The sequence below is a fragment of the Stenotrophomonas sp. TWI587 genome, from assembly GCF_039674145.1.
GTDB lineage: Bacteria > Pseudomonadota > Gammaproteobacteria > Xanthomonadales > Xanthomonadaceae > Stenotrophomonas > Stenotrophomonas maltophilia_AY.
Window position 1 is genome coordinate 349,035 of sequence record NZ_JBDJMW010000005.1, and the last position, 19,838, is coordinate 368,872.

Genomic DNA, 19,838 nt, shown 5'->3' on the forward strand with positions numbered 1-19,838 from the left:
CATCGCGTGCGTGCGTGCGTGCGTGCGGCGCCGTCGGCGCGAATGCACTGCCGATGGAGTACGTCATGGAGCACGAACCAGCTGCGGAAATGCCTTCGTTGAACGCGGTGCGATGTGGGGCGACCGAACAACAGACAAAAAAAATGACCTGCATTTCTGCAGGTCATCTGAAATTGTGGTGGCCGGGGACGGAATCGAACCGCCGACACGGGGATTTTCAATCCCCTGCTCTACCAACTGAGCTACCCGGCCACTTCATCGCTGCGTTGCCGCTGGCGAGGACGCGAATAATACGGAGGTATGAGGGGTTCGGCAAGCGTTTCGCGAAAAAAATTTCACATTTGTTTCCGAGCCCCTGTCCGAAGACACGCAAGTGCTTGATACAGCGGGTTCGCCGGCAGCAGGGCGACGCATGAACCCCGGTTCAGACGCTGGCCCGGCGCAGCGGCCACCGCTCACGCATCGCGGGCGTGGGCGTCATCCGGCATGCACCACAACAGCACGATGCCGATCGCCATCATGATCGCCGCCAGTACCAGGGCGCCTTGGTAGGAGCCGCTGTCGCGTGCCAGGGTGCCGGCAATCGCGGGTGCGATGATCTGGGCGACGCCATAACTCAGCGTCAGCGTGGCCATCGCTTTGGCCGGGTTGTGCGGGTAGTGACGCCCGACCACGGTCAGGGTCAGGCTGACGATGCCCGCGAAGGTGATGCCGAACAGCACGGCACTGGTTGCGCCGGCCCACACGCCGTCGCCCAGCAGTGGCAGCACGAATGACACGGTCTGCAATGCATAGGCCAGCATCAACGCGCGGATCAGGCCAATCCGCGCCGCGATACGATCCCAGGCGAACGTGGAGGGGATGGCGGTGATCCCGACCAGCACCCACACCCAACTGCCGCGACCGGCGAAGGCAGGGGTCTGCACGAGAATGGCGACGATGAACGTCGCGCTGACCACGAAGCCGAACCCCGCACAGAAGTAGGACGCGATCAGCAGCCAGCGCCAACGCTGCCCAGGTGGCGCAGATGCTTCGGTACCGCCCGCGCTGGAGAGCGGCACCGGTGCGGGCATCCAGGCCCAGGCCGGCATCAGAAACACGAGTGCAAGCGCGCCGAGCGCGAGCCACTGCTGCGAGGACAGCAGATGATCGGCCATCGCCGCCGCAGCCAGGCCGGAGACCGCGATGCCCATGCCGAGTCCGGCAAAATGCAGGCCAAGCCGGGGGCGGCGCTGATGCCCGAGCAGCCAGTTGAGCACCAGCCCAGAGGCCAGCAACAGCCCCGCCGTGCTGGACAGGCCGGCCACGAATCGAAGCACGCTCCATGCCTTCATGTCTGCGGTGGCCCCCATGAGTGCGGTGGAGATCACCGCCAGCACCAGCCCGACGCGGTAGAAGCGGAATTTCAACTGCATGTCACCGACGCGGGCAATCAGCAGCGTGCCGGTCAGGTAGCCGAGGTAGTTGAAGGTCGCCAGCCATCCGCCGTTGGCCGCGGACAGGCCGGCATCCTCCCGCATGAGCGGCAGCAACGGGGTATAGGCAAAGCGGGCCAGGCCCACGGTCAGCACCAGGGCGCAGATGCCGGCAGTGATGACCTGCCAGGGGGCGCGGGAGGGCGGCGCAGTCGATGAGGACATCACGGCGCGTCGCTCAGCCTCAGCGCGCGTCGGGGCATTGCAGGCGGGTCAGGCGCTCGCCATCGAAGTCGGCCGCGATACTGCCATCGCTTGCCTTGTGCGCCGGCCAGCGCGCCTGTGCCCCTGCGCCCGGCAGGGGATTGCCGAGGTGGAAGTACACCTTCCCGCGGGAATCGCCGGGTTGCAGCGCGGCGCAGCCTGCGACCGGCGCGGCGCGCTCACCGCAGTCGCCTTGCAGCAGGCACAGGCGCGTGTGGCACTGGCGGGTGCCGGATGACCAATGCCCCTGGGCGGCGAGGCACCCCGGTTCGGTGGCAAGGATCGCCCAGCACGCCAGGCCGAACACCGTCGTGGCTGACATCAGCAACGGCAGCAGGTAGCGACGTGGACGGAATGGGGAAGGGGTCATGACGGGATCATGCGCCTTGACCCGCGGCGCGGGCAACGCGTGATCGGCCCAGCGTGCGGATGGAATGCTGTGACCCCATCGGAAGCACCGGCCGCTGTCGCGCAAGGCGAGTGCGCAGGCGCGGCGTGCTGCACGGATGGAACACTGTTTTACCCACGACTCCTGCACGCTCGGAACCCGTACTGTCAGATTCCCTTTTCGCTTCGCCTGGAGTCATTCCACGATGAATGCCCTGACCAACACCCGCATCGTGCTTGCATCGCGTCCCCAGGGTGAGCCGGTAGCCGCCAATTTCCGCCTTGAGCAGGTGCCGGTTCCCACGCCGGGTCCCGGCGAGGTGCTGCTGCGTAATCGCTATCTGTCGTTGGATCCGTACATGCGCGGTCGCATGGAGGAGGGACCTTCCTACGCCGCGCCGGTTGCGCTGGATGCGGTGATGGAAGGCCGCACGGTGTCCGAGGTGGTGGCCTCCAACCATCCGGCCATCGCGGTGGGCACGCAGGTGGTGGCCTCGGGCAACTGGCAGACGCACGCAGTGGTGCCCGGCGATGCGCTGACCCGCACGCTGGAGGACAACGGGCTGCCGCTCAGTACCGCACTGGGCGTGTACGGCATGCCCGGATTCACCGCCTATGTCGGGCTGCAGGAAATCGGCAAGCCGCAGCCGGGCGAGACGCTGGTGGTGGCTGCTGCCAGCGGCCCGGTCGGCGCGACGGTGGGCCAGATCGCCAGGCTGCAGGGGGCGCGCACGGTGGGTATCGCCGGTGGCGAGCAGAAGCGCCGCTACCTGGAAACCCTGGGGTTCGATGTGGCGCTGGATCATCGCGCCGACGATTTCGCCGAACGGTTGCGCGCGGCGGTTCCCAACGGGATCGATGTCTACTTCGAAAACGTGGGTGGGCATGTATTCGACGCCGTGGCGCCGTTGCTCAACGATTTCGCGCGCATCCCGGTGTGCGGCACGATCGCGACCTACAACGCACGTGGGGCGGTGCTGCCCGGTCCGGACCGCCTGCCCGGGTTCATGAGCCAAGTCCTGCGTCAGCGCCTGACCGTGCGTGGCTTCATCCAGTCCGACCTGAACGCTTTCTTCCCGGCGTTCCTGCGCGACATGGGGCAGTGGCTGAAGGACGGCAAGGTGCAGTATCGCGAAGACATCGCCGACGGGCTTGAGCAGGCGCCGGAGGCATTCTTCGGGCTGCTCAAGGGCCGCAACTTCGGCAAGCTGGTGGTCAAGCTCGACTGAGCTTTCAGTCGCGTGTGAGTGCGCCGTGTGCAAGGCCGCCCCGATCGTGATTCGTGCATCACGATCGGCCGGTTAGCCTGCGGATGAAGGCCCCGTACCGGGAACCGCACAAGTGAGTAGACCCATGGCAGACACCAAGCCCAGCGAACACGGCAAGCAGGAAGGCATCGAAGAGAGTCAGCAGGACCGCAAGCAGGATGAAACCGCCAAGCAGCGGCCGGGCCAGACCGATCAGGCGATCCATGATGCGGGAACACGCCGGCCGGAGCGCAAGGATAATCCCGAAGGCGCGTAAGCCCGTCCTGTAGTCGCTGGAAAAACAAAGCCCCGGGAACAGAATTCCCGGGGCTTTGTATTGAATAGTGGTGGAGCCAAGGAGGATCGAACTCCTGACCTCGTCGATGCGAACGACGCGCTCTCCCAGCTGAGCTATGGCCCCACGGATACCGCACTTGCCTCGCGTGTCGCGTCTTGGAGCGCCGTGCGATGGAACTAGTGTAGCCCCGGCCAGTGGCGGCTGCCAAGAGGGGAGAGGTGGGAGCGAGGCTTCATCCGCGTCGCCCGCGGACGGCCTCGAACTGAACGGTAGAGTGGGTTTTGTGAGGATCGTTCGGCCGCAAAGCCTTGCAGCACAACGGGTTGGATTTCTTGAGTAGCGAAATGTAACTAGACGCCATCGCGTAAAGAGGACCAAAACGGTGCCGATATGAAAGGGAGCCAATCCTTCATATCCAATCCCTTCGAGTTCCAACGATGACGACCCGTGCCGCCACCGTTTTCTCCTCCTCCATCGGCGCGCGCCTGGCGCTGCTGATGGGCCTGATCACCGCCGTGGCCTTCATCGGCCTGGCCCTGCTGGTGTATCAGCAATCGGCCGCAAGTTACCAGCAGCGGGTCGAGGCCGGGCTGCAGTCGGCCACCCTCCTGATGCGCGACTCCGTGCAGCTCTATGACCGCAGCCTCAGCGACAGCACCGAGCGCATGGCCGGCACCTTCCGCGCGATGCTGCCGGCGGGCGATGCCACGCTGGATCCCGCGCGGACGATCCTGATCGGTGAGCGGTCCACGCCGACCCTTCGACTGGGCAGCGAGGTGGTCAACCTGCAGGAAGCCGATGTGGATCGCTTCGCCGAGGCGACCGGCGGTGTGGCCACCGTGTTCGCCCGCGACGGGCAGGAGTTCATCCGGGTATCGACCTCGGTACGCAATGCCGAAGGCGCCCGCGCCATGGGCACCGTCCTGGACCACGCCAATCCGGCCTACGCCAAGTTGCTGGCCGGCCAGCGCTATACCGGACCGGCGCGCCTGTTCGGCGTGGACTACATGACCCACTACATGCCGATCACCGACGCGGCGGGGGAGGTCGTGGGCATTGCATTCGTCGGGCAGAACTATTCCGACGGCCTGGCGGCACTGAAGACGCGCCTGCGCGCTGCACAGTTGGGCAAGGATGGCTACTTCATCGCCGTGGATACCCGGCCTGGCGAGAGTTTCGGAACGATCATCGCAGGGCCGGATGGCGAAGGCAGCAAGATCCAGGCCCGGGTGCCCGACGCCGACCATGCCGCATTGCAAGCGCTGTTGGACGGTACGTCCACGCAGGGCCAGGTGCAGCTGCGCAGCGGTGATCAGGGCGCGGTCCAGACGTACTTCGTGTCGACCCAGGCGTACGGTCCGTGGCATTGGGCCGTGCTGGGCATGGAGCCGGTCTCGGTGGTGCAGGCTGTACTCGGCAAGCTGATGCTGCACATCGCACTGGTCTCCGCGCTGGCGCTGCTGGCCGTGATTGTGGCGATGGTCCTGGTGGTCCGCCGCGTGCTCAGCCGCCCGCTGGCCGAGGCGGGGCAGGTGGCGCGTGATGTGGCGGCCGGTCGCCTTGAGCGGCAGATCCAAGTGCGCGGACACGATGAGGTGGGTCGTCTGATGAGCGCCCTGCAGCAGATGCAGGGCAAATTGCGCGCGATCATTGCCGCACAGAACGACATGAGCCAGCGGCACGCCGACGGTGCGATCAGCTACCGCATCGACGCCGATGCATTTGAAGGGGAGTTCCGCACCATGGTGACCGGCACCAACGCACTGGTGGACGCGCACGTGTCCACCAAGCTGCGCATGGTGGAGCTGGTGCAGTGCTACGCCGATGGCGACCTGTCGCCCTCGATGGAGGCATTGCCGGGGGAAAAGGCCAGGATCACCGAGGCCGTCAACGGCGTGCGCGATCGCCTGCAGGCCATCAATGGCGAGATCAAACATCTTGTCGCTGCGGCGGCAGCGGGTGATTTCAGCGTGCGCGGCGATGCGGGTGCGTTCAATCACGATTTCCGGGTGATGGTGGAGGGGCTCAATACCCTGATGGTCACCGCCGACCACAATCTGTCCTCGCTGTCCGGATTGCTGCGCGCGCTGGCCGCCGGCGACCTGCGTGGGCGTATCGAGGGGGAATTCCAGGGTGTCTTTGCCACCATGCGCGACGATGCCAATGCCACCGTCAGCCAGTTGACCACGATTGTCGCCGGCATCCAGCAGGCCGCCGTCTCGGTGGCCACCGCCTCGTCGGAAATCGCGGCGGGCAACGAGGATCTGTCGCGACGTACCGAGCAGCAGGCGGCCAGCCTGGAAGAATCCGCCGCGTCGCTGGAAGAGCTGACCGCGGCCGTGAAGCAGAATGCAGACCACGCGCGGCGCGCCGATCATCTCGCCACGCAGACGGCGGCCGTGGCCGCGCAGGGTGGCGCGGCGGTCGCGCAGGTGGTGGAAACCATGGCCGATATCCAGGCGTCGTCACACCGTATCGCCGACATCACCACCGTGATCGATGGCATTGCCTTCCAGACCAACATCCTCGCGCTCAATGCGGCGGTTGAAGCGGCACGTGCGGGTGAAGAAGGCCGAGGCTTTGCGGTGGTCGCCTCCGAAGTGCGCGCCCTGGCGCAGCGCTCGGCGCAGGCGGCACGGGAGATCAAGGGCCTGATCGGCGATTCGGTCACCAAGGTCACCGATGGCAGCGCGCTGGTCGACGAGGCCGGGCAGACGCTGCAGCGCATGGTGCAGGCGGTAGGCGAGCTGGGCGGCCTGATCGAAGAGATCGCCAGCGCCAGCCAGGAACAGGCGGCGGGCATCGACCAGGTCAGCCAGAGCATCATGCAGATGGATGGCGTGACCCAGCAGAACGCCGCCCTGGTGGAAGAAGCCTCGGCCGCGGCGCGCGCACTGAACGCGCAGTCGAGCGAGCTGCAGCAGTCGGTGGGGCGTTTCCGTCTGGCCGGGAACACCCCGGCGCGACGCCAGGCAGTGACGGACTGAGCCCCGCAGGGGCAGCGGTCGCCGCCCCTGTACACCGTCGCCGATCGGCCCACGTGCGGGGCCGATCGCGCCGTGCGCCCTTCCGGGCGGCGCGCCGTGCGGGCATAATCCGCGCCAGAAAACGCGGCCGCATAGCCAGTGGACCAGGGGGGCCGGACAGCCGTCGCCCACAACGCCCTGACACCAATCTGCAACATCCAGCCAATACCGTGCCGCATCGCTGTCTCCACAGCGATGTCGATTTCCTATGGTGCCCGGCCATCTCGCCGGCTGCCCCGATCTGTACTACCCGAGACCTCTGCATGCCCGCTCTACGCCACGCCCCTGTGTCGACGCGTCTTCTCTCCCGTTCCCTCTCCGCCGCCGTGCTGCCGCGCCGCCGCGCGCTGGCGCTGGCCTGTGCCTCGGCCACGCTGATGCTGTCCGCTGCCGCCTCGGCGCAGGACGCCCAGCCGGCCAGCGCCACCTCGCTGGACACCATCACCGTCACCGCCGACCACCGCGAGCGCAACCTGCAGGAAGTGCCGGTGTCGGTCGGCGTGGTGCAGGGCGAGAAGATCCGCGATTACACCGCAGGCGGCGATGACACCCTGCTGGCCCTGTCGGGCAAGGTGCCGAGCTTCTACGCTGAAACCACCACCGGCCGCATTTTCCCGCGCTTCTACATCCGTGGTCTGGGCAACATCGATTTCTACCTGGGTGCCTCGCAGCCGGTGTCGATCATCCAGGACGACGTGGTGCTTGAGCACGTGGTGCTGAAGTCCAACCCGGTCTACGACGTGGACCAGATCGAAGTGCTGCGCGGCCCGCAGGGCACGCTGTTCGGTCGCAACACCACCGCCGGCATCGTCAAGTTCGACACGATCAAGCCGAGCCAGGATTACAGCGGCCGCGTGCAGGCCAGCTACGGCTCCTACGGCAGCGTGGCGATCGATGGCGGCTTCGGCGGCCCGATCAACGACATCGCTTCGTTCCGCGTGTCGGCGCTGTACCAGCACCGCGATGATTACGTCGACAACACCTACAGCGGCCCGAGCGCCGATGGCACGGTCTCGCCGAAGAAGAACGCCATGGGCGGCTTCGATGACCGCAACGTGCGCGCCCAGCTGCTGCTGCAGCCGAGCGACAACTTCTCGCTGCTGGCCTCGGCCCATGCACGCGACTACGACGGCACGTCCACGCTGTTCCTGCGCAACGCCGTGACCAAGGGCTCCAACAAGACCGACGTGCCGCGCGACAAGGTCGCCTACGACGAAGCCGACAACAACCCGCAGGCCTACAAGACCTACGGTGGTTCGGTGAAGGCCATCTACGATTTCGGCAATGTCTCGCTGACTTCGATCACCGCCTACGAAACCACCTCCGGCTACAGCCGCGGTGACACCGATGGCGGCGCCGCAGTGAACTACCCGGTCAACGGCGTGCCGAACGGCTACGGCCAGTCGATGGGCCAGATCCGCGATCTGGACCAGTGGACCCAGGAATTCCGCCTGGCCAACGCCGATGAGAATCGCCTGAAGTGGCAGGTCGGCGCGTTCTACTTCGACGGCCGCGACACCACCGATTTCTACCAGCGCGCCTGGTTCCTGAACACCGCGGCCCGCAACCCGAACAACTGGGTGCGCCTGCGCAACGTCAACACCTCCTGGGCGGGTTTCGGCCAGGTCAGCTATGACGTGACCGACAAGTTCACCCTGACCGCCGGCCTGCGCCAGACCAAGGACGAGAAGAAGACCCGTCTGCTCAAGACCGCCGATACCGCCGCCGGTGCCGTGACCTACAAGGGCCGCACCTACGTGGAGATGTCCGACACCACGCCGAGCTGGGACCTGAGCGCGATGTATGCGTTCAACCCGCAGCTGAGCGTGTATGCACGCGTGGCCCGTGGCTTCCGCGGCCCGACCATCCAGGGCCGTTCGGCCGTGTTCAATGCCGATTTCACCACGGCGAATTCGGAAACCATCCTGTCCTGGGAAGCCGGCATCAAGAGCAGCCTGTGGGACAACCGGCTGCGCGTGAACGCCGCCGCGTTCACCTACGTGGTCAACGACATCCAGCTCAACGGCAACGATTCGGACGGCAACGGCGTGCTGTTCAACGCCGACAAGGCCAAGGCCTACGGTCTGGAAGCGGACATGGAGCTGCGCCCGATCCCGAACCTGGCCCTGAGCGCCGGTATCAGCCTGCTGCACAGCGAAATCCAGGACGACCGCGTGTACGCGCAGGTCTGCGCCCTGAACGGCGCCGTGGTGTGCACCGTGAACGACCCGACCATCAAGGTCGGTGCCAACACCTTCGCGCAGATCAATGGCAACCCGCTGCCGAATGCACCGAAGTACAACATCAACCTGGCCGCGCGTTACGACATGCCGGTCAACGACAGCGATGTGTTCTTCGTTTCCACCGACTGGAACAAGCAGGGGTATACCAGCTTCGTGCTGTATGACTCGGCCGAGTTCAACTCCAAGGGCAGCTTCGAAGGCGGCCTGAAGCTGGGCTACTCCGCCAACTACGGTGCCTGGGAAGTGGCCCTGTTCGCGCGCAACATCACCAATGAGAAGAACCTCAAGGGTGTGATCGAGAACTACATGGCCGCGGTCTACAACGAGCCGCGCACCGTCGGCGTTTCGCTCAACATGAACTGGTAAGACACGCGCTCACCGGTGCCGCATTGCTGCGGCGCCGGTGAGGCAGATAGATGAAAGACGCCCCGCAGATGCGGGGCGTTGTCGTTTCAGACGGGCGGCAACAGCGCCGACAGGATCGGTTCGAGCTGCGCCTGGCGCCAGCCGGCCAGCGCCGCCGGCCACTGGCGGCTTTCCAGATAGCTTTCCAGATGCTTGCGCGAGGCAAGCACGCCATCGGGCAGGCCGAGTTCGGCGCTGCGCGCGCTGACGGCATCCTGCAACCGCTTGAGCGCCTGCTTGTTGGCATCGGTGGCCGGCAGCGCCAGCGGTGCCTCGGCTTCGTCGGCAAGCGGCGTGATCAGCGCCTGCCATACCTGTGCGGCCAGCTTGCGGGGGGCTTTGGGGAAGCCTTCCATCAGCTTGGACAAGGCGTCCACATCAGCCGGCGGGGTGCGTGCAAGCACCGCGGCCAGTTCGTTGTCGAGCACCCAGCTGCGCGGCTTGTCGCTGGCACGGGCCTGCACGTCGCGCCAGCGCAGCAGCCGCAGCAATCGCAGCTGCGCAGGGGTATCCATGAACTGTGCCGAGCGCATTGCCACGTGCGGCCAGCGCTCTTCGTCGTGTTCGACACTGGCGAGCAGGCGCTCGGCATCGTCCTGCAGCCACTGGCGGCGACCCAGCTCCTCCAGGCGCGCATCAAGGGTGTCGTGGATCTGGAACAGGTATTCCACGTCGTCGGCGGCGTACTCCAGCTGCGCCTCCGAGAGTGGACGCCGCATCCAGTCCGAGCGGGTTTCGCCCTTGGTGAGCGTGACGCCGGTGACCGCAGTGACCAGTTTCTGGTAGCCCATGCCACCACCGATGCCCGCCAGCGATGCACCGATCTGGGTGTCGAACAACGGACGAGGCAGCACGCCGCAGGCGACCTTGAAGGTGACCAGGTCTTCGCTGGCGCTGTGCATGATCTTGAGGATGGAGGTGTCGGCCAGCCACGGCGCCAGCGCCTCGTTCATGCCGGGAATCAGCGGGTCGATCAGCAGGATTTCATCGCCGACCGCCATCTGCACCAGCGCGAGTTGCGGCCAGTAGGTGCGTTCGCGGATGAACTCGGTGTCCAGGCCGATGCGGGTGGGGCGCTGGCGGAAGCGCTCGTCCAGTTCCGCCGGGGTTTTGATCCAGTAAGCCACGTGGGATTCCATGTACTGCAAAGGGGTGCTCAGGTCGGGGAGGATAGCCTAACCCCGCGCCATCCCCGGTCGGAATGAACACCTGGGCGGCGGTCGGTCGCCGCCTGCGACGGTGGCGATTATGATGATGCCTTGTCCGCGCTGCGACATGGCGTGGGCACCAGCAAGACGATGACACGCCCCAAGGACCCCCATTTGCGACCGTCAGGCCCATTGCCGCTGCTGTTCACTGCTCTTCTGGGCATGCTGCTGGCCGCGTGTTCTCCCGCGCCGGACCCGGCGCCTTCGGCAGCGCCTGCCGCCAAGCCTGCCAGCGCACCGGCCAAGGCCAGCGCACCGGTCGCCCAGGTCACCATCGGCGGTGAGGACGCTGCTGAAACCGTGGAACGCTGGCAGCCGCCCGCTGTCACGCTGGCGGATGCTGACGTCGCCCAGGCTCGCCGTGACGCAGCACGTGCCTTCGAGGAAGGCCGCCTGTACCGCACCGCCGACGACGCTGTCCCGATCTGGCTCGCGCTGCTGCAGCACGAGCCCAAGGACCGCGCCGCCGAGGCCGGGCTGAAACGTGCCCGGCAGCGGCTGCTGGAGGAGGCGGCCGCGTTGTTGGACCGCCCGCTCAAGCAGCGTGAAGCACTGGCCGAGGCCAGTGAGATGGCCCTGGTGCTGCTGACGCTGGCCCCGGACGATGCCAAGGTGCGTGAGCTCCAGTCGCGGGTGGAGATCGCCCAGCGGGTGGTGGCGTACAACCGTGCCGGTGAAGACGATCTGCGCGCTGACCGCATCGGTGAGGACGGCGATGGTGCGATCCCCAATTTCCATGAGGCGCTGGCGCTGGATGCGGACAATCCGCGCGCCCGTCAGGGCCTGGCCGCTGCCGAGAGCGCGCTGATCCGCCGTGCAGAGACGGCCGCGCGGGCGACCGATTTCGCCGCAGCCGGTACCTGGCTGGCCGAGGCTGCCAAGGTCCGCGACTCATCGATCACCATCGCCGATGCCTTCGAGCGCATCGAGAAAATCCGGTCGGATATCCTGGTGCGGCTGCGCAACGAAGGCCTGCGTGACCTGGCCACGCCGCAGGGGCTCAAGCCGGCCCGCCAGAAACTGGAGGATGCCCTGCGCATCGCCTTGCCGGGCGACCCTGTCGTGGGCCAGCTGCGCGAGCGCATCGAGCTGGTGACCCATTACGGCAGCTTCCGGCCGCGGCAGGTCTTCAGCGATGCGTTGCGCGATGGCGGCCGCGGGCCACAGATGATCGTCGTGCCGCATGGCGGCTTCCAGATGGGCGCGGCCGAGAACGAACTCGGTGCGACCGATGCGGAAAAGCCCTCGCATTACGTGCGCTTCGAACGTGGCTTCGCGATGTCGATCACCGAAGTGACGGTCGCCGATTTCCGCCGCTACGTGCAGGCCACCAAGGCCCGCCCGCGCGCGACACGGCGCGGTCATTCGATCGTGTACGACGAGCGCAGCGGCAACTTCGTGCGCCGCAGCGGCGTGGATTGGCAGTCCGATTACAACGGCGCCGAGGCGATCGCCAACCTGCCGGTGATGCACGTCAGCGTGCGCGACGCCGAGAATTACGCCACCTGGCTGTCCGAGCAGACCGGGCGCTCGTACCGCCTGCCCAGCGAAGCCGAATTCGAGTACGCCCTGCGCGCCGGCAGCAGTGGCCGCTATCCGTGGGGCGATGCGGGCACACCGCCGCCGCGCGCGGGCAACTTCACCGGCGCCGAGGATGTCTCGCCGTCCGGGCGGCACTGGTACAACGCTTTCGTCGGCTACGGCGATGGATATTGGGGCCCGGCGCCGGTGGCCAGTTTTGATCCCAACCCGTGGGGCCTGCACGACATCGCCGGCAACCTCAGCGAATGGGTGGCCGACTGTTGGCATGCCAGCTATCGCCGGGCGCCGTCCGACGGTGTGGCCTGGTTCAACCCGGGCTGCCGGCAGCGCGTGATCCGTGGCGGCAACTGGGCCAATGCACCGGCGCAGACCCGCGCGGCGTGGCGTCAATCGCAGGACTCGGATACCACCAGCGCCCGGATCGGGTTCCGCCTGGTCCGCGGGATCTGATGGGTGCAACTGCGGTGAGGTGACGGGATTTCACCCGGCACCACGCGGCGCGTTCTAGGATTGGCGCAGTGCCGGGCAGGGTGCCGCGGCCATCTCAGGAACCATGCGCATGCGCAACGATCCATTCGGCGGTCAACAGCAGGGCCGCGCCCGGCGGCCGGGCCTGTTCGGCAACATCCGCTGGTGGGTGCTGCTGGCCTTCGCCGGCTATGCCGCGTTCTATTGGTTCTCCAACCGCGCCGTGGATCCTTATACGGGTGAAAGCGTGCTGATCGACAGCTCGCTCGATGCGACCCAGGAAAAGGCGCTCGGCCTGCAGGCCTACCAGGAGATCCTGGCCCAGGAGCGCCCCCTGGACCCCAGCGCGCCACAGTCGCGCGAGATCCAGGCGATCGCCCAGCGCCTGATCGCCAAGGTGGACGTGGTGGAAACCGCGCTCGCCGAAGAGCATGGCCTGAAGCCTGCGCACTTCGCGCGTGATTTCGAGTGGGAGGTCAACGTGATCCCGTCCGACCAGGCCAACGCGTTCTGCCTGCCCGGCGGCAAGATGGCGGTGTACACCGGGTTGATTCCGGTGGCGCGTACGGTGGATGCGATGGCGGTGGTGATGGGCCATGAAATCGCGCATGCCCTGCTGCGCCATGGTGCCCAGCGCATGGCCCAGCAGAAGATGACCCAGATCGGCCAGATGGCCGGTGCCGCCAGCGGCATGGACCCGCAACAGCAGCAGATGATGATGTCGGCGATGGGCTACGGCTACCTGCTGCCTTACGCGCGCAGCCATGAGACCCAGGCCGATGAAGTCGGCCTGATGCTGGCCGCGGCGGCGTGTTTCGATCCGCAGGAGGCAATCCCGCTGTGGGAACGGATGGGACAGGCCAGCGGTGGTCAGTCGACCTCGGAATTCGCGTCTACCCATCCCAACCCCGGCACGCGCATCCAGAACCTGCAGGCATTGATGCCCAAGGCGATGGAGTACCGGCAGAAGTTCTGCGAAAGCGCGGGGCGCTGAGGTCAAACGGGGTGGCGGTGGGCGCGCGCCGGATCAGCGCGCCGGTTCGTTGACCGTCACGTCGATCACGCCATCCTGCACGCGCGCCTTGAGCGTGTCGCCCGGGCGCACCTGCAACGGCGAGCGGACCAGGCTGCCATCGTCCTCACGGGTGAGGATCGCGTAGCCACGCGCGACGGTGGCCAGCGGGCTGACCGCTTCCATCGAACGGGCGAGCGCACGCAGGCGCAGGCCGTCGCGCTGCAGCTGACGGCTGATCGCATTGTCCGCGCGCGGCTGCAGGCGTTGCAGGCGCTCACGCAGGGCGTCCAACCGGCGCTGGGGATGGCCGCTGCGCAGGACGGTGGCTGCGTGGCGCAGATGGGCCAGGCGGCCCTGATGCTGTGTCGTCCACGCGGCGTGCAGACGGCGCGCGACATCCTGCTGGCGCCGCTGCAACAGCTGCAGGCGTGACTGCGGGCTCTGTGCGTTGAGGCGGAGCAGGGCACGGTCCGCGCGCTGCATCGCTTGCCCCAGGCTGTGCCGCTGCAGCTGCGCCAGACGCGCATCGAGACGACGCACGCGCAGCAGCAGGTCACGCTGATCGGGCACCAGCAGTTCGGCCGCGACCGACGGCGTCGGCGCGCGCAGATCAGCGGCGAAATCGGCCAGGCTGAAGTCGGTTTCGTGACCCACGGCGGACACCACCGGCGTCTGGCTGGCCGCGATCGCGCGGGTCAGCTGCTCATCGTTGAAGGCCCAGAGATCTTCCATCGAGCCGCCACCGCGGGTCAGCAGGATCACGTCATAGCGGCCGCTGGCATCGGCGGCACGCAGCAACGAGGTGATCTGCGCGGCAGCGCTGTCGCCCTGCACCAGGCTGGGCAGCAGATCGACCTCAAGCATCGGGAAACGCCGCTCCAGCACGCTGAGCACGTCGCGCACCGCCGCGCCGGTGGGCGAGGTGATCACCGCCAGTCGACGCACATGCGCCGGCATCGGGCGCTTGCGTTCGGGCGCGAACAGGCCCTCGGCCTCCAGGCGTGCCTTGAGCTGCTCGAACGCGCGGCGCAGGGCGCCTTCGCCGGCTTCCTCCATGTGATCGAGCACCATCTGGTACTCGCCGCGCGCTTCGTACAGCGTCAGCCGGCCACGCGCGAGTACGCGCATGCCTTCGCGCGGCACGAACTTCAGCCACTGGCTTTTGGGCTTGAACAACGCCGCGCGGATCTGCGAGCGCGCATCCTTCAGTGTGAAATACATATGGCCCGAGGCCGGGCGCGTCACGCTGCCCAGTTCGGCCTCCACCCAGATCAGCGGAAACGCGCCTTCCAGCAGGTCGCGGGCCAGGATGTTGAGCTGGCTGGGCGTGAGAATCTGCGCGCTGCGGTCCATGGGGGGATCAGGCCAAACGGTACGAACGGGGGGCCATGGTCGCACGTCGGCGGCGTTGCTTCATCCCGCGGTGGTGCGGTCGGCGTGCTGCTGCAGCGCCCAGGCGACATGCTCGCGCACGATGGCCGAAGGATGCTCGCGCCGTGCCTGCAGTGCGGCCAGCGTCTCGGTGTGGGTTGGGGCATTGCCCAGCGCCACGGCGATGTTGCGCAGCCAGCGTTCATGCCCGCTGCGGCGGATCGGGCTGCCTTCGGTGCGGCGCAGGAACTCGTCTTCCTCCCAGGCGAACAGCTGGGCAAGCGAGGCGGTGTCCAGATCGTTGCGCGCGCGGAAATCCGGCTCGTCGGTGCGCTTGGCGAACTTGTTCCAGGGGCAGACCAGCTGGCAGTCGTCGCAGCCGTAGATGCGGTTGCCCATCGCCGTGCGCATCTCCTCGGGAATCGCGCCGTCGTGTTCGATGGTGAGATAGGAAATGCAGCGGCGTGCATCCAGGCGGTGCGGGGCGATGATCGCCTGGGTCGGGCAGACATCGATGCAGCGCGTGCAGGTGCCGCAGTGCGCGCTGGCCGGCGTATCCACCGGTAGCGGCAGGTCGACGTAGATCTCGCCGATGAAGAACCACGAGCCGCCCTGTTTGTCGATCAGGCAGGTGTGCTTGCCGATCCAGCCCAGCCCGGCGTTGCGGGCGAGTGCACGCTCCAGCACCGGGGCCGAATCGACGAACACGCGATAGCCGAACGGCCCGATCTCGGCGGCGATGCTGTCGGCGAACTTCTGCAACCGGTTGCGCATCAGCTTGTGGTAATCGCGGCCCAGCGCATAACGCGCCACGTAGGCGCGGTCACCATCGTGCAGGGTGTTCCAGGCTTCGGCGTCGTCCTTGTGGCCGTAATCCATGCCGACCGAGATCACCCGCACCGTGCCCGGCAGCAGTTCATCCGGCCGCGCACGCAGCGTGCCGTGGCGCGCCATCCACTCCATCGTGCCGTACAGGCCCTTGCCCAGCCAATCGGCCAGGTGCGCCTCGTCTTCGCGCAGATCGATCCCGGACACGCCGCAGCGCTGGAAGCCGTGCACGCGCGCGATCGCACGGATGCGTTCGGCGGCGCGGGCCAGGTGGACGGGGGCGGGCAGGGGGACGGCGGACATGGCCTGGGCGGAAACGGAGCCTGGGAAGGGCGCGGCAAGGCTGCGCCTGGGCGACAAGTATAGAATCCCGGCATGCCCGAGCTTGCTGAACTGTTCGATATCGCCGCTGCGCGCCGCCTGGATGCGCAGGCCAGTGCCCTGCTGGGCGATGGCGGTGCCTCGCTGATGGAACAGGCCGGCCGCGCCGCCTGGCACTGCCTGCTGGAGCGCTGGCCGCAGGCGCAGCGGATCGGTGTGGTGGTGGGGGCCGGCAACAACGGGGGCGATGGCTATGTGCTGGCCCGCTTGGCCCGGGAGGCCGGCCGCCCGGTGACGGTGCTGCGGTTGGATACCGATGCGCCTGCCACGCCGTTGTCGCAGCAGGCCGAGCAGGCGTTCATCGCCGCCGGCGGTGCGGTGGGACGCTTCGATGGCGCCCTGCCGCCAGTCGACGTGCTGGTCGACGCGCTGTTCGGCATCGGCCTGAACCGCGCGCCGGCCGGTGCCGCGGTGGATCTGATCACGGCCATCAACGGCGCTGGGGTGCCGGTGCTGTCGCTGGACGTGCCCAGTGGCGTGGATGCGCGCACCGGTGACGTGCCGGGCGTGGCCATCCGTGCCACGGTCACCCTGCAGTTCATCGTGCGCCACCAAGGGATGTATACCGGCGCGGCGCTGGAGCATGTCGGCGGTCGCCGCCTGGCCGCGCTGGACCTGCCTGCCGACGCTGGCGAAGGCGTGCAGCACAGCGCCGAGTGCTGGCAGCAACCGCGCCTGCGCGCGCAACTGCCGGCACGCCGCGCCAACACCCACAAGGGCGAATCCGGCCATGTGCTGTGCGTGGGCGGCAACCTCGGCAGCGGCGGGGCAGTGATGCTGGCCAGTGAATCGGCCTTGCGCGCCGGCGCCGGGCTGGTCAGCGTGGCGACCCAGTCGCCGCATGTCGCACCGCTGCTGGTGCGTCTGCCCGAAGCGATGGTGCATGCCGTGCAGGACGCGCAGGAGCTGCAGGCGCTGCTGCCGCGCGCGGGGGTGATCGCGATAGGACCGGGCCTGGGTCAGGACGACTGGGCGCACGAACTCTGGCGGCAGGTGCTGGCCAGCGGCAAACCGCTGGTGATCGATGCCGATGCCCTCAATCTGCTGGCCAAGGCGCGGCAGCCGCTCGATGACGCGATCCTGACCCCGCACCCGGGCGAGGCCGCGCGCCTGCTAGGGCTGACCACCGCGCAGGTGCAGGCGGATCGCTTCACCGCCGCGAAGGCGCTGGCCGACCGTTTCCACGCGGTGGTGGTGCTCAAAGGCGCCGGCACCGTGGTCACCGCGCCCGGCGCGGTGCCGCGGGTGATCGCCGCCGGCAATCCCGGCATGGCCATGGGTGGCATGGGTGACCTGCTCACCGGCATCATCGCGGCGCTGCGTGCGCAGGGCCTGGGCGCGTTCGATGCGGCCAGCACCGGCGCATTGCTGCACAGCCTGGCCGGCGATGTCGCCGCCAGTGACGGCCAGCGGGGCCTGCTTCCCACCGATCTGCTGGCGCCGCTGCGCCGGCTGGTCAATCCGGACGTTTGAACATGATCGAGTTTTTCCTCGCGCAGACCGAAGACACCGACCTGCTCGGGCAATGGCTGGCCGCGACCCGGCCGCCGCAGGCGGTGATGCAGCTGCAGGGTGACCTGGGGGCCGGCAAATCCACCCTGGCACGCGCACTGCTGCGCGCGCTGGGCGTGCAGGGCGCGATCCGCAGCCCGACGTATACCCTGGTGGAGCGCTATCCACTGGCCGACGGGCATGAGGCATGGCACCTGGACCTGTACCGGATCGGGAACGCGCAGGAGTTGGATTTCCTGGGGCTCGACGAGGGCAGCGCCTCGCTCTGGCTGGTCGAATGGCCCGAGCGCGGCGCCGGTGCGCTGCCGCCTACGGACCTGGAGGTGGCATTGGACATCCAGGGACAGGGACGCCGTGCCCGGCTTACGGCGACCAGCGCGGCCGGTCGTGAATGGCTTCAACGGCTCCCCCAAGGGGGCGACTTGCAGGCCCTTTCTGTCGGCTGACACTAGGAAACACCGGCAGGTTACGGATTATTAAGGGAAAAGGAGTTGCATTTCATTCAGCGCGGTGATTGAATCCAGACCCATGCCAATGGGGAAATCTCTCACCGCCATCTGCACCGCCGTCGGACTCTGTCTGGCGAGCGCGCTCTCGTGGGCGGGCGAAGTCCGCCAGGTGGCCGTGGAGACCGGTGCGACCGGTACCCGTGCGGAGATTTCACTGGCTGGCAGCGGGGGCTACAAGACCCTGTCCCTGGCCGGCCCGAACCGCCTGGTGGTCGATTTCCCGGACTCCAGCGCGATCCGCAACCTCAAACTGCCTGCGCCCAAGGGCGTGGTCACGGCGGTCCGTACGGGGCAGCCCGTGCCGGGCACGTTCCGCGTGGTGTTCGACCTGGCCGAATCGGTCGCGCCGTTCCGCCCTCAGATGATCAAGCAGGGCGATGAGTCGCGGCTGGTGATCGAGTGGCCGGGCGATGCGCCGGCCGCGACCACCGTTGCCAGTGCGCCCGCGCCCACCCCGGCCGCAGCGCCTTCGCCCACGCCAGCGGCTTCGACGCCGGCCGCCGCACCGGCACCGACCCCTGCACCGACCGCCGCCCAGACTGCCGCCCAGACCGCGCAGGCGCGCAGCGATGCCGCGCGTGCTACCGCGTTGCTGACCGCCTCGGTGCGCCAGCAGGCCAGTGCGACGGTCGCCACCTCGGCGCCGGCGCCCGGCCCGGCGGCCACCACGGCCACCACCGTCAACGTCGCTGCCGCAGGGACCGCCAACGCGGCCAGCAACAGTGCGTCGCCGGCCGCAATCCTGGCCGGTCAGTCGACCGCCGCGGTCGTTGCCAGCGCGCCGGTACCTGCGCCAGTGCCGACGCCGGCGGTGCAGGACAACCCGCGCCCGGCCATGCCCAGCGACGCCTCGCGCGTGAAGATGCGCGCCGGCATGCGTCCGCTGGTGATCGCGATCGATCCCGGGCATGGCGGTCAGGACCCCGGCGCGGTCGGCCCGACCGGCAAGCGCGAAAAAGACATCACCCTGGCCGTGGCGCGTGAACTGGCCCGCCAGATCAATGCGACGCCCGGCCTGAAGGCCTACCTGACCCGCGACAGCGACGTGTTCATTCCGCTGCCGATGCGTGCGCAGAAGGCACGTGCGGCCAAGGCCGACATGTTCATCTCGATTCATGCCGACGCCGCCGAGAACCGCGCAGCGACCGGCTCGTCGGTGTACGTGCTCTCCACCAAGGGCGCGTCCTCGCAGCGTGCGCGCTGGCTGGCCGACAAGGAAAACGCCGCCGATCTGGTCGGTGGCGTGCGCCTGCAGCAGACCGAAGGCACCCTGGCCAACGTGCTGCTCGATCTGGCACAGAGCGGCTACATGAAGGCCTCCGAAGATGCGGCCGGACATGTGCTGGGTGGCCTGAAGCGCATCGGCAAGAACCACAAGCCCAACATCGAACGCGCCAACTTCGCGGTGCTGCGCACCTCGGACATGCCGGCGATGCTGGTCGAAACCGCCTTCATCTCCAACCCGGATGAAGAGCGCCGCCTGATCGATCCGGCTTACCAGCGCCAGATCGCCGGTGCGGTGCTGGATGGCGTGCACACCTTCTTCAGCCGTCAGCCGCCGCCGGGTACCCTGTACGCCGCGCGCGCCCAAGCCGAGATCGATGCGGCCGGCACCGTGGCGGGCGGCAGCAAGTAAGCCCTCCGGGCTGCACCGCCCGGCGCACGCTATCATCACGGGATGACGTCCGTTTCCCGCCTCCGCCTTGCCGCCACGCCTGC

Annotated in this window: 14 protein-coding genes and 2 tRNA genes; 9 read left to right on the forward strand and 7 right to left on the reverse strand. The window is 67.7% G+C overall.

Features of this window, described 5'->3' with window-relative positions; all coding sequences use genetic code 11:
• Positions 1 to 176: 176 nt before the first annotated feature.
• The 3 genes from ABE464_RS11035 to ABE464_RS11045 form a co-directional block, all read right to left on the reverse strand.
• A tRNA-Phe gene (locus tag ABE464_RS11035) sits at positions 177 to 252 on the reverse strand.
• 203 nt (positions 253 to 455) lie between these two features.
• The gene (locus ABE464_RS11040; protein ID WP_346471974.1) at positions 456 to 1,640 is read right to left on the reverse strand and encodes a YbfB/YjiJ family MFS transporter; all 1,185 of its coding nucleotides are present in this window, start codon (positions 1,638 to 1,640) and stop codon (positions 456 to 458) included.
• Between the two features lie 19 nt (positions 1,641 to 1,659).
• Complete coding sequence (locus ABE464_RS11045; protein WP_346471975.1) at positions 1,660 to 2,049, reverse strand: hypothetical protein; 390 nt, start codon at positions 2,047 to 2,049, stop codon at positions 1,660 to 1,662.
• 223 nt (positions 2,050 to 2,272) lie between these two features.
• Between ABE464_RS11045 and ABE464_RS11050 the strand changes: the two genes are divergently transcribed.
• Together ABE464_RS11050 and ABE464_RS11055 are read left to right on the forward strand one after the other, a co-directional pair.
• Positions 2,273 to 3,295 carry an NADP-dependent oxidoreductase gene (locus ABE464_RS11050; RefSeq protein WP_346471976.1) on the forward strand — a complete coding sequence of 341 codons (1,023 nt, stop codon included), beginning with the start codon at positions 2,273 to 2,275 and terminating at the stop codon, positions 3,293 to 3,295.
• Positions 3,296 to 3,419: 124 nt separating this feature from the next.
• Positions 3,420 to 3,590 (forward strand): hypothetical protein, encoded by a 171-nt coding sequence (locus ABE464_RS11055; protein WP_183073677.1) that lies wholly within the window; start codon positions 3,420 to 3,422, stop codon positions 3,588 to 3,590.
• 68 nt (positions 3,591 to 3,658) lie between these two features.
• Here the strand turns inward: ABE464_RS11055 and ABE464_RS11060 are convergent.
• Positions 3,659 to 3,734 (reverse strand) — tRNA-Ala (locus ABE464_RS11060).
• Between the two features lie 314 nt (positions 3,735 to 4,048).
• Here ABE464_RS11060 and ABE464_RS11065 point away from each other — a divergent pair.
• A complete protein-coding gene (locus ABE464_RS11065) occupies positions 4,049 to 6,598 on the forward strand; it encodes a Cache 3/Cache 2 fusion domain-containing protein (protein ID WP_346471977.1) in 2,550 nt (849 codons plus the stop codon).
• Positions 6,599 to 6,900: 302 nt separating this feature from the next.
• On the forward strand, positions 6,901 to 9,246 hold the full coding sequence (locus tag ABE464_RS11070) for a TonB-dependent receptor (protein WP_346471978.1): 2,346 nt from the start codon (positions 6,901 to 6,903) through the stop codon (positions 9,244 to 9,246).
• 86 nt (positions 9,247 to 9,332) lie between these two features.
• On the opposite strand, the gene rnd is transcribed toward ABE464_RS11070, so the two are convergent.
• The gene (gene rnd / locus ABE464_RS11075) at positions 9,333 to 10,412 is read right to left on the reverse strand and encodes a ribonuclease D (RefSeq protein WP_346471979.1); all 1,080 of its coding nucleotides are present in this window, start codon (positions 10,410 to 10,412) and stop codon (positions 9,333 to 9,335) included.
• Between the two features lie 243 nt (positions 10,413 to 10,655).
• On the opposite strand from rnd, the gene ABE464_RS11080 reads away from it, so the two are divergent.
• On the forward strand, positions 10,656 to 12,485 hold the full coding sequence (locus tag ABE464_RS11080; protein WP_346472020.1) for a formylglycine-generating enzyme family protein: 1,830 nt from the start codon (positions 10,656 to 10,658) through the stop codon (positions 12,483 to 12,485).
• 109 nt (positions 12,486 to 12,594) lie between these two features.
• Positions 12,595 to 13,497, forward strand: a complete 903-nt coding sequence (locus tag ABE464_RS11085; RefSeq protein WP_121038276.1) for a M48 family metallopeptidase — start codon at positions 12,595 to 12,597, stop codon at positions 13,495 to 13,497.
• 33 nt (positions 13,498 to 13,530) lie between these two features.
• On the opposite strand, the gene xseA is transcribed toward ABE464_RS11085, so the two are convergent.
• Together xseA and queG are read right to left on the reverse strand one after the other, a co-directional pair.
• The gene (gene xseA, locus ABE464_RS11090) at positions 13,531 to 14,871 is read right to left on the reverse strand and encodes an exodeoxyribonuclease VII large subunit (protein WP_346471980.1); all 1,341 of its coding nucleotides are present in this window, start codon (positions 14,869 to 14,871) and stop codon (positions 13,531 to 13,533) included.
• Between the two features lie 60 nt (positions 14,872 to 14,931).
• Positions 14,932 to 16,020 carry a tRNA epoxyqueuosine(34) reductase QueG gene (queG, locus tag ABE464_RS11095; protein ID WP_346471981.1) on the reverse strand — a complete coding sequence of 363 codons (1,089 nt, stop codon included), beginning with the start codon at positions 16,018 to 16,020 and terminating at the stop codon, positions 14,932 to 14,934.
• A gap of 72 nt (positions 16,021 to 16,092) precedes the next feature.
• Between queG and ABE464_RS11100 the strand changes: the two genes are divergently transcribed.
• From ABE464_RS11100 to ABE464_RS11110, 3 genes are all read left to right on the forward strand, one after another.
• Entirely contained in the window at positions 16,093 to 17,571 is a 1,479-nt protein-coding gene (locus tag ABE464_RS11100; RefSeq protein ID WP_346471982.1) for an NAD(P)H-hydrate dehydratase, read from the forward strand.
• A gap of 2 nt (positions 17,572 to 17,573) precedes the next feature.
• Positions 17,574 to 18,056 carry a tRNA (adenosine(37)-N6)-threonylcarbamoyltransferase complex ATPase subunit type 1 TsaE gene (gene tsaE / locus ABE464_RS11105; protein WP_346471983.1) on the forward strand — a complete coding sequence of 161 codons (483 nt, stop codon included), beginning with the start codon at positions 17,574 to 17,576 and terminating at the stop codon, positions 18,054 to 18,056.
• Between the two features lie 88 nt (positions 18,057 to 18,144).
• Positions 18,145 to 19,755 carry an N-acetylmuramoyl-L-alanine amidase gene (locus tag ABE464_RS11110; protein WP_346471984.1) on the forward strand — a complete coding sequence of 537 codons (1,611 nt, stop codon included), beginning with the start codon at positions 18,145 to 18,147 and terminating at the stop codon, positions 19,753 to 19,755.
• Positions 19,756 to 19,838 lie beyond the last annotated feature (83 nt).

Excerpts from the sequence above, each read along its gene's own strand:
- ABE464_RS11070 (WP_346471978.1), top strand. The coding sequence starts at position 6,901 with ATGCCCGCTCTACGCCACGCCCCTGTGTCGACGCGTCTTCTCTCCCGT.
- ABE464_RS11110 (WP_346471984.1), top strand. The coding sequence starts at position 18,145 with ATGGGGAAATCTCTCACCGCCATCTGCACCGCCGTCGGACTCTGTCTG.
- ABE464_RS11055 (WP_183073677.1), top strand. The coding sequence starts at position 3,420 with ATGGCAGACACCAAGCCCAGCGAACACGGCAAGCAGGAAGGCATCGAA.
- ABE464_RS11045 (WP_346471975.1), bottom strand. The coding sequence starts at position 2,049 with ATGACCCCTTCCCCATTCCGTCCACGTCGCTACCTGCTGCCGTTGCTG.
- ABE464_RS11100 (WP_346471982.1), top strand. The coding sequence starts at position 16,093 with ATGCCCGAGCTTGCTGAACTGTTCGATATCGCCGCTGCGCGCCGCCTG.
- ABE464_RS11065 (WP_346471977.1), top strand. The coding sequence starts at position 4,049 with ATGACGACCCGTGCCGCCACCGTTTTCTCCTCCTCCATCGGCGCGCGC.
- queG (WP_346471981.1), bottom strand. The coding sequence starts at position 16,020 with ATGTCCGCCGTCCCCCTGCCCGCCCCCGTCCACCTGGCCCGCGCCGCC.
- ABE464_RS11085 (WP_121038276.1), top strand. The coding sequence starts at position 12,595 with ATGCGCAACGATCCATTCGGCGGTCAACAGCAGGGCCGCGCCCGGCGG.
- tsaE (WP_346471983.1), top strand. The coding sequence starts at position 17,574 with ATGATCGAGTTTTTCCTCGCGCAGACCGAAGACACCGACCTGCTCGGG.
- ABE464_RS11040 (WP_346471974.1), bottom strand. The coding sequence starts at position 1,640 with ATGTCCTCATCGACTGCGCCGCCCTCCCGCGCCCCCTGGCAGGTCATC.
- ABE464_RS11050 (WP_346471976.1), top strand. The coding sequence starts at position 2,273 with ATGAATGCCCTGACCAACACCCGCATCGTGCTTGCATCGCGTCCCCAG.
- xseA (WP_346471980.1), bottom strand. The coding sequence starts at position 14,871 with ATGGACCGCAGCGCGCAGATTCTCACGCCCAGCCAGCTCAACATCCTG.
- ABE464_RS11080 (WP_346472020.1), top strand. The coding sequence starts at position 10,656 with ATGCTGCTGGCCGCGTGTTCTCCCGCGCCGGACCCGGCGCCTTCGGCA.